The organism is Streptomyces sp. NPDC002156, assembly GCF_053593675.1.
Map to the genome: position 1 here is coordinate 18,662 of NZ_JBSFDA010000138.1, position 9,004 is coordinate 27,665.

The 9,004-nt window shown below is 68.1% G+C and carries 7 protein-coding genes and 1 pseudogene; 5 read left to right on the forward strand and 3 right to left on the reverse strand.

The window, feature by feature from the left end; translation table 11 throughout:
• Positions 1-90 precede the first annotated feature (90 nt).
• Positions 91-414, forward strand: a complete 324-nt coding sequence (locus ACWCRB_RS37350; protein WP_451000302.1) for a hypothetical protein — start codon at positions 91-93, stop codon at positions 412-414.
• Positions 415-995: 581 nt separating this feature from the next.
• Here the strand turns inward: ACWCRB_RS37350 and ACWCRB_RS37355 are convergent.
• From ACWCRB_RS37355 to ACWCRB_RS37365, 3 genes are all read right to left on the reverse strand, one after another.
• Entirely contained in the window at positions 996-1,166 is a 171-nt protein-coding gene (locus ACWCRB_RS37355) for a hypothetical protein (RefSeq protein WP_451000303.1), read from the reverse strand.
• Between the two features lie 119 nt (positions 1,167-1,285).
• The gene (locus tag ACWCRB_RS37360; protein ID WP_451000304.1) at positions 1,286-2,182 is read right to left on the reverse strand and encodes an aminoglycoside phosphotransferase family protein; all 897 of its coding nucleotides are present in this window, start codon (positions 2,180-2,182) and stop codon (positions 1,286-1,288) included.
• Positions 2,183-2,638: 456 nt separating this feature from the next.
• The gene (locus tag ACWCRB_RS37365) at positions 2,639-3,232 is read right to left on the reverse strand and encodes a hypothetical protein (protein ID WP_451000308.1); all 594 of its coding nucleotides are present in this window, start codon (positions 3,230-3,232) and stop codon (positions 2,639-2,641) included.
• 306 nt (positions 3,233-3,538) lie between these two features.
• Between ACWCRB_RS37365 and ACWCRB_RS37370 the strand changes: the two are divergent.
• The 4 genes and pseudogenes from ACWCRB_RS37370 to ACWCRB_RS37385 all read left to right on the forward strand — a co-directional run.
• A pseudogene (locus tag ACWCRB_RS37370) lies at positions 3,539-3,643 on the forward strand (hypothetical protein); the annotation flags it as partial.
• A 30-nt stretch (positions 3,644-3,673) separates the two neighbouring features.
• Positions 3,674-4,390, forward strand: coding sequence for a hypothetical protein (locus ACWCRB_RS37375; RefSeq protein WP_451000310.1), 717 nt, complete (start codon positions 3,674-3,676; stop codon positions 4,388-4,390).
• Between the two features lie 214 nt (positions 4,391-4,604).
• Positions 4,605-7,964 carry a S8 family serine peptidase gene (locus tag ACWCRB_RS37380; RefSeq protein WP_451000305.1) on the forward strand — a complete coding sequence of 1,120 codons (3,360 nt, stop codon included), beginning with the start codon at positions 4,605-4,607 and terminating at the stop codon, positions 7,962-7,964.
• 54 nt (positions 7,965-8,018) lie between these two features.
• Positions 8,019-8,849 (forward strand): IS5 family transposase, encoded by an 831-nt coding sequence (locus tag ACWCRB_RS37385; RefSeq protein ID WP_451000309.1) that lies wholly within the window; start codon positions 8,019-8,021, stop codon positions 8,847-8,849.
• Positions 8,850-9,004 lie beyond the last annotated feature (155 nt).

Consider the following 9,004-nt stretch of genomic DNA (forward strand, 5'->3'; position numbering starts at 1 on the left):
ACCGCCTTCTCCATCCCCACCCCCAACGGAGACGAGGTTAAACGACAAGCTAAGTCCGTACGCCGACACGGGTTCGAGATCGCGGCCGGGATGAAGCCCGCAGGCGACGCCTATGGCGATCTGATCCCGGAGTTCTTCCGGTTCGGCCCGATGCTGGACCACTTCCTCGGACGGTCCACCATCCCGGTGGGGCCGAAGACGCCGGTTCTGGGTTGTGAATGCGGCGCGTGGGGATGGTGGCCGCTCATGGTCCGCATCACCGCGACAGCCGACCTCGTGACCTGGGACGCTTTCGAGCAGCCCCACCGCACAACACGCTACTACACGGCGTTCGGCCCGTTCCATTTCGACCGCCATCAATACGACGACGCCTTGCGCGCTCTGAGCGCGACAATCAGCTCCGACAACAGGTGAGTTCACCCGCGCCGTCCCATCAAGTTCAGCAGGAGCCGCCGCATGGATCCGGCAGACAGCCACACGGACGACATCGCTCTGAGCGCTGAAGAGTACGACGCCGTCAGGACAGCCCTCGCACGTGTCACGAGCACTGGAGGTGGAGCACAAGCCCACTCCCTCAACTCCCTCCTCGCACAGTGGAGCGCTTTGGCGGACGCTGTGGAGGAGGGCTACTCATGGTGCGCGCCGGAGCTCGACCACGATCTCTCGTGCCGCAACGCGCTCGCGGGAGTCTGGCCACTGCTGCCCTCACGTGTTCGCGCGATCAGGCAACCGGAACTCGATTGCATCGACGTTCGCTATCGCCGCGCGACGATTCCATGGCCCGACCGCCCCGAGGAAGGTGCTCGATGGTGGACATGGCGTGTTCCCCGGCGCCTTGAGGTCGAGGCCGCAGAGCAACGAAATCCGGACTGGCCCTTGGGATGGGAGATGATGCCGTTCCCCCGACCCGCTTCCGTGGAAGTCATCACTTGACAGTACGTGCCGATCAGACCCCAACCAAGCGAATGCAGTTCAGAGAAGCCTGCGTCAGATGCTCACTCCTTCGACCTGACCCGGCCCAACGGGCACGGCTTGCCGAGATCCGCAACAACGTGATCGCCCGAATCGCCGAAGCCGAGGCGGAAGGCCGGCTCGGCCAGGTCGAAGGTCTCCAGATCAGCCTGACCGGCGGCGAGGAGAAGCTCCGCCAGCTCGATCGGGGCCACAGGCAGCCTACGGCCGTGGACCTGGGCATCCCCGCCACACGTGGTGATCGATGAACCCACGAAGGTGGGCTGCCGCATGGCCCCAATCAAGATCGAGAACAAGTTCAAAGGAGCGTGCGTCAAACGCCCTTCAGAACACGATCAAGTGCCGCCCGGCCTACGGGTCCCCAGTTCGGCTTGCCGCCGGGAAGGCCCCGATCCCCGTTCTGCCCCATGAGCATCAGGAAGAGGCTCTTCATAGCGGCCAGCCCGCGGGCGCGCCGGATCGCCGCCTCGTCTGCACGCGCATACGTGTCGAAGAACCGCGAGGCCGTGCCCGCGGGTAGCAACACCCATGCGGCGGCGAGGTCCAGTGCCGGATCGCCGGCGAACATGTCACCGAAGTCGACGATCCCCGAGAGCGTTCCGTCCGAGACCACGACGTTCGCGGGATGGAGGTCTCCATGCACCCAGAGCGGTGGCCCCTCCCACTCGGGCGCTGCGACGGCATCGTCCCAGACAGCCCGGACATCGTCAGCGCGGTCGTCGAGGGCAACAGCGTGGAAGAAGCGGTCGAAACCGTCCGTGCAGTCCCTGGGATGCGCACCGCGGTCCGTAGCGATCGGCGCCTCGGCGGGCGCCTCCACATGGAGCGCCCGGAGGAAGCCCGCCAGCATGTCGGCCGCGTGGGCGCCGCGGCTGATCGAGCCGTGGTCCAGCGGCTCGCCGGGAACCCACGTCATCACGGTCCAGTGCTTGGGGAAGCGCTCGGACGGTTCGCCGAACCGCACCGGGGCCGGCACCGGGAGCGGAAGGCGTGGGGCCAGCACGGGCAGCCACCGCCGCTCCTTGAGCTGGAGCTCCGGGGTGGGGTCCATACGCTGCATGCGCACGGCCAACTCGTCCCCGAGACGCCACATTTGGTTGCCCCAGCCGCCCGCCACCTCGCGGATGGCCAGCCCTGCAAGGTCTGGATGCTGCTCCTGCAGCAGGTCGCGCACCAGGCCTGCGGTGATCTCGATCTCGGTGTCGGTCATGCGAAGTCACAGTACTGAGGCGGCAGGCGGAGCTGCTCTCGCTCTCGGGAAACGTCTCGCTGTGATTCCTCCGGCATCACCGATTCAATTTCAGAGAGCTGCAGATCAGAGGCTTGGGACGCAACGGCCCCAAAGTACAGAGAAGCCTGCGTCAGGTGCTCACTCCTTCGACCCGATCCAGCCCAGCGGACACGGCTCGTCGACATCCGCGCCAACCTGCCGACCGTCTCCAGGAGGCCAAGGATCAGGGCTGGCTCGGTGAGGTCGCGGCGATCGAGGCAGGTCTCGCCGCCGCACAGAAGCTCGGCACGATGCGCGACGTGTCCGCCCGGCACACCACCGTGCACCTCGGGATGCCCGACTTCCGAACTAGCGCTGACCGACTCACCCCGAGCTCTGCCAGCGGCTGACGACCATCGTGCCACCGTTCGCCTCGCACATGATCACGGCGTGAACTCAGTTGCGAGGCAGCGAGACCTCGATGACCGTGGCCACGCCGGCAACAGGCCGGGCCTCGTGCATCGTGATCACGTCACCGCACTTCAGGTGCCTCCACTGCTCGGGGCTCAGGGGGGCCAGCCGAACGTATGCAGTCTCTCCAGGGCCGAGTTCCTCCGCGAACTCCACCCACAGCCGTGCGATGCTCAACTCTCGTTCCCCGTCAGCGGTGCGGTTACCGATGTCCCACATCGGTCTGAGCCGACCGTCCCCGGAAAAGGCACTCCGACGTCCGCTCTCCTCCGCTCCCGTCAGGCTCAGCATCGCCCGGACGGTGCCGTGCTGAACTTCCCAGCCCCGCCACTGACACCAACGGCAACTGCGGTCGAGCATCATCTGCCGGGCGGCCTCGGCAAGAAGCTCCCAGAAATCCAAGGACACCGGACGAAAACCCCCGATCTCGACGAGAAGACCGAGCACCATCTCCCATTCCTGGCGCCCAATGTCCTCGCGAACGTCCCCGACCGTTACGCCGTTCTCCGCCACGGCATCCTCGGGCAACAGGTCAACGGCCTGCCGAAGGAGTGTGAACGCGTCATGCATGAGCTGGATTCTCCGCGGCCTTGAGCACCTTGTCACCGCCGGCCAGCAGGACCCACTGGCACGACACGCCCGGAAGCTCCTGGGCGCCGAGATTCCAGCCCACTACTTTCAGCAACTGGGCCGCGGTCCGGGTTGTCGGTGTACGGACTTAGATGGCTCTGGCAAGATTTTCGCAGTCGGAGATCATCTCGGGGTGGGGGTCAGCCGGTCCGCATCACGGGCAGGATCTGACTTTGCACTGTTGAACTGCCTTGGCTGTTACCGCACTTGGCGGACGTACTGGTGGTCTCGATTGATGTCTCTGAACCGGCGGTGGTGGTCCGGGCCAGGACACGGGCCCGCGCTCCAGCGTGGTGTACGGGGTGCGGGGCACCGAGTGAGTGGGTCCACAGCCGCTACGAACGCCGCCTCGCTGATACGGCTCTGGGCGGCCGACCGGTCCGAATCGACTTGAGTGTGCGCCGTCTGTACTGCGAGAACGCCGACTGCCCGAAGGTGACTTTCGCCGAGCAAGTGCCGGGACCGACCGTCCGCTACCAGCGGCGCACGCCGCTGCTGCAACAGGTGGTCCAGGCGGTCGGCGTCCTGTTGGCGGGCCGCGGCGGGTCCCGCATGCTGCGCGTCATCCACGTCGCGCTCTCCCGGTACACGGTGCTTTCCCAGTTGATGCGGGTGCCGCTACCACCGCCGGTCACACCCCGGGGGCTGGGCGTGGACGATTTCGCGCTCTACAGCGACACCTACGGCACCCTCCTGGTCAACGCCACCACCCGCCTTCCCCTCACCCTCTGGGAAGGCCGGGAGGCCGAACAACTCGGCCGATGGCTGCGCGAGCATCCCGGTATCGAGGTCGTCTGCCGCGACGGCTCTCTCACTTACCGGCAGGCCATCACCTCAGGTGTGCCCCCGAAGCCCTCCAGGTCAGCCACCGCTTTCACCTCTGGCAGGGCCTGTCCCGGCAGATCCAGAAGGTCGCTTCCGCCCACCACGACTGTCTGCCCGCCGCGCTCCTGGAGCCGGAACCCGCACCCGCCAGCGACTCGTCAACAGCACCTCCACCAGCAGCAGAGACTCCTGCGGGCCGACACGCACAGCGGCTGTTCGCGGCCGTGCACGCCCTCACTGACACAGGCCGCTCCTACATTGGACGACTCGCGGAATCAGTGACATGGAACGTCGTCGTCAAGTCTTCAGACGTAATTGATCGGGCGAATGAGTCGTAGAAGCGGGCCGCTGGGAGCTGCGGCGGCTGGTGGTGTGGCAACGCGACCCCGAACAGGAAGGCCTTGTGCGGAGGTACCGCAATGGGGATCATGAGGCCGCCGCCCGCGAAGGCAGCACCTGAATACTGCTCAACTCATATGGCTACAAAGGAGTTTGCATGAGGTTATGGATGCGCTCGGGGGCCGTGGCGGTTGCCGCCGCGCTGGCCCTGGGCATGGCGCCCGGGATCAGACCCGGCCTGTCGGCCGCGGCGGAGACCGCACCGGCGGGAGGTACGGCGCACAGTGGCGGCCGCACCGTCACCCTGATCACCGGGGACACGGTGACGACCGACGGTGCGGGGCGGGTCACCGGGGTCCGGGCGGGTGAGGGACGCGAGGACATCGCGATCTCGGTCCACCGCTACCAGGACCGCAGCTACGTGATCCCCGGGGACGCGGTGCGGCCGCTGGCCGAGGGCACCGTGGACAGGCGGCTGTTCGATGTGACGGAGCTGCTCGCCTCGGACAACGGCGACACACAGCGGAACTCGACGCCGCTGATCGTGACCTACCGTACGACTGGTGAGGCATCGGCGAAACGGGAACTCGCTGCCGCCGACGCGGACGTCGAGCGGAACCTGCCGGTGATCAACGGCCAGGCGGTCGAGGTGTCCGGGTCCGACGCCTCGCAGGTGTGGAACGCGCTCACGGACGCCGGTACGGGCGCCAGGGCGGGTGCCACCCGGATCGCCTCCGGCATCGAAAAGGTGTGGCTGGACGCCGCCCGGACGGCGAGCCTGGACCAGAGCGTGCCGCAGATCGGCGCGCCCACGGCATGGGCCTCCGGCTACGACGGCAAGGGCGTCACCATCGCCGTACTGGACACGGGCGTGGACCAGACCCACCCGGATCTGGCTGACCAGGAGATCGCCGAGCAGAACTTCGGCTCCTCGCCGGACAACGTGGACCGGGTCGGCCACGGCACCCATGTCGCCTCCACCGCGGCCGGTTCCGGCGCCAAGTCCGGCGGCCGCTACAAGGGTGTCGCCCCCGGCGCGAAGATCCTCGACGCCAAGGTCCTCAACGACAGCGGATCGGGCTCCGAGTCGGACATCATCGCCGGTATGCAGTGGGCCGTCGACCAGAATGCCAACGTTGTCAATCTCTCCCTGGGCGGCACCGACACCGCGGGCACCGACCCGCTGGAAGAGGCCGTCAACACCCTGTCCGCCACGACCGGAACACTGTTCGTGGTAGCCGCCGGCAACGCGGGGCCCCTCGCCGGTACCGTCGGCTCTCCCGGCAGCGCGGCCGCCGCGCTCACCGTCGGCGCGGTGGACAAGCAGGACCGGATCGCCACCTTCTCCAGCGTGGGCCCCACCCAGGACGGCTCCCTGAAGCCCGACCTCACCGCGCCGGGCCGGTTCATCGTCGCAGCCAAAGCGGCCGAGGGCACGATAGGCGCCCCCGCCGGCGACGGATACGTCTCCCTCAACGGCACCTCGATGGCCACCCCGCATATCGCGGGCGCCGCGGCCATCCTCGCCCAGCGGCACCCCGACTGGACCGGGCAGCAGCTCAAGCAGGCCCTCGTCTCCTCCACGAAGCCCACGGCCGGCCTGACCGCGCAGCAGCAGGGCACCGGGCGGGTGGACGTCGCGAAAGCCGTCGGACAGACGGTGAGCAGTGAGGCGTCGTCCGTCGGCTTCGGTGCACAGCAGTGGCCGCACACCGACGACACTCCGCTGACCAAGAAGATCACGTACCGCAACACCGGCACCTCGGCGGTCACCCTCCGCCTGGCCGTCCAGGCGACCGACGCCGACGGAAAACCCGCTCCCCGGGGGCTGTTCACCGTTTCGCCGAAGCGCGTCACCGTGCCCGCGGGCGGCACCGCCTCCGTGGACGTGACCGCCGACACCCGCACCGTACCGGCGGGAGGCGACTACTCGGGCGCTCTGGTCGCCACCGGCGGCGGCCAGAGCGTACGCACCGCCCTGGCGGCCGACGCCGAGGTGGAGTCGTACGACCTGATGATGAACGTCCTCGACGGCAACGGCGACCCGGCGTACTTCCCGTTCATCATCCTCTACGGCCTGGACAGCCCGGCCCTGCTGTGGAACCAGCGGGACACCGACGGCATTGCGCGATTCCGCGCGCCGAAGGGGGCGTACAACGTCTTCGCCCTTGTCACCACCTGGAGTGGTGCGGGCGCGGGGACGGCGGAACTGGTGCAGCCGCGGCTGTCGCTGACCGCGGACACCCGCACGGTCCTGGACGCCCGTGAGGCCAAGCCGGTCTCGCTCACCCCACCGGACCCTGACGCCACGTCCAACGGCGCCTACGCCTCGTACGTGATGCGCGCGGCCGGGTCGGGTCTCGCCGTGGGCATTCTGACCGGCAGTGACTTCTCGCGGCTCAAGATCGCCCAGTCCGGCGCCTCGGCATCACCCGCCGACGGTTTCGAGGCCCAGGTCGGCGCCACCTTCAGCAAGGGCACCGACACCGCGTACGACCTGCTGTACACCAAATCCGGCTCGTTCTTCGACGGCTTCTCGCACACGACAAGTACGAGCGAACTCGCGCGCGCGGACATCAGCGCGGGCGCTCCCGCGGCGGGCAAGACGGGCAGTGTCGGGGCCGCTTGGTACTCGCCGTTCGACGAGGGCTACAGCGTCGCCGCCACTGACTTCGCCCTCCCGGGGCGTCAGCGGCACTACGTCACCGTGCCCAAGAACTACACCTGGGGCTTCGACTTCCTGCAGAAGGGCGCGGACGACGGCCACGAGGCGTACCAGAGCAGCGCGGGCCGGACGTACCGGGCCGGACGGAGCTACTCGGAGACCTTCAACACCGGAGTGTTCGGGCCCAGCCTGGCCGAAGGACCGGGTGGCGGAGGCGTGTCGCGTACCGGTGACGACCTGAAGATATGTCTGCCGCAGTTCACCGACGGCTCCGGCCATGTCGGCGACTCCGTGACCGGGACGGCCAAGGTCACCCTCACCTCGGGCGACGTCCCTTACCTGTACCGCACATCGAGCGCACTGGAGAGGAAGTACCTGCGCTGCCGGCCCGTCACCACGCTCCCCGCGGCACGGCAGTCCTACCGCCTCACCTCGGAGTTCTCCCGGCCTGCCGACGTCTCCGGGGTCAGCACCCGGGTCAGCGCCTCCTGGACGTTCGTCTCCGGCCGTGTGTCCGGCACGCGTGAAGCCGTACTGCCGCTGTCCTCGGTCCGCTTCGCCCCCGAACTGACGTCAGCCAGCACGGCGAAGGCGGGCACCCGTCTGACGGTGCCGCTCGTCGTCGAGGGCGCGGCGGCCACGCGGGGAGCGAAGGCGCTCACGGTCGAGGTCTCGTACGACGCGGGGGCCACCTGGCGGAAGACGGACGTCCGTTCCTCCGGGAGCACGCGCCAGGTGACGCTGACCCACCCCGCGGACGCCGGGTCCGTCTCCTTCCGAGCCCGTCTGACGGACACGGGCGGGAACGCACACACGGTGACGATCACCGACGCGTACCGCCTGACACGCTAGGCCGTGTTTTAGGTTCGGCTTCCTGTGCGCGCCCTGCACGGTGATGATCAAGATGTGGGGCGAGGGGATCTTCCTGATGAGCAGTGGTCGGTGCTGAAGTCGGTGCTGCCTGCGGTGGGCATAAGTCGCAGGTGGCCTGGCTGTCGGCAGCTGGTAGACGGTGTGCGGTGGCGGGTTCGGACGGGAGTTCCGTGGCGGGACCTGCCGTTCGGGTACGGACCGTGGCATGTGTGGGCCCGGCTGCTGACGTTGTCGCAGGCGAGGGCTGATGCGGCCGGGCTGATCTTCTGGGAGGTCAATGTCGACTCCACCATCTGCCGGGCACACCAGCATGCTGCCGGTGCCCGCCGGCGCGGTGCTGTGCAGAAGGAACCACCCGGCGGAGTGAGCGCCGAACCTGAAGACCATGGACTGGGCAGGTCGCGAGGCGGGTTCACCACGAAGATTCATCTGGCGTGTGAGCAGGGACAGAAGCCGTTGTCGCTGCTGATCACCGCCGGGCAGCGCGGTGACAGTCCGCAGTTCGAGCCGGTCCTGAACGCGATCGGGGTGCCCCGGCCTGGTGCCGGCCAGCCGAGAAACCGCCCGCTGCGGGTGCGAGGCGATAAGGCGTACTCTTCACGCGCGAGTCGCGCCTACCTGAGCAGACGTGGCATCAGGTGCACGATTCCTGAGCCGGTCGATCAGGTCCGCAACCGCCACCGCCACGGCCGTGGCGGTGGCCGGCCGCCCTTCTTCGACCGCGAGGACTACAAGGCCCGGCACGCGGTCGAGTGCGGGATCAGCCGTCTCAAGCAGCGCCGGGCCGTGGCAACCCAGTTCGACAAACTTGCGGTTCGGTTCGAGGCGACGGTTCAGGTCGCGGCGATTCATCAGTGGCTGTGAACCCTCAGCCTGCCGTCGTGCGGATGCCTCGGCAGGAAAGGACGGGCCTGCGGTTATTACGGAGGAAGGGCGCGTTTCCTGGCATTGGCGCGGGGCGGTGTGCATGGGGTTGCACCTTCCGTAGCGGCATGTGGTCCGGTGGACGTACGTCCCGA

Excerpts from the sequence above, each read along its gene's own strand:
- ACWCRB_RS37380 (WP_451000305.1), top strand. The coding sequence starts at position 4,605 with ATGAGGTTATGGATGCGCTCGGGGGCCGTGGCGGTTGCCGCCGCGCTG.
- ACWCRB_RS37360 (WP_451000304.1), bottom strand. The coding sequence starts at position 2,182 with ATGACCGACACCGAGATCGAGATCACCGCAGGCCTGGTGCGCGACCTG.
- ACWCRB_RS37350 (WP_451000302.1), top strand. The coding sequence starts at position 91 with ATGAAGCCCGCAGGCGACGCCTATGGCGATCTGATCCCGGAGTTCTTC.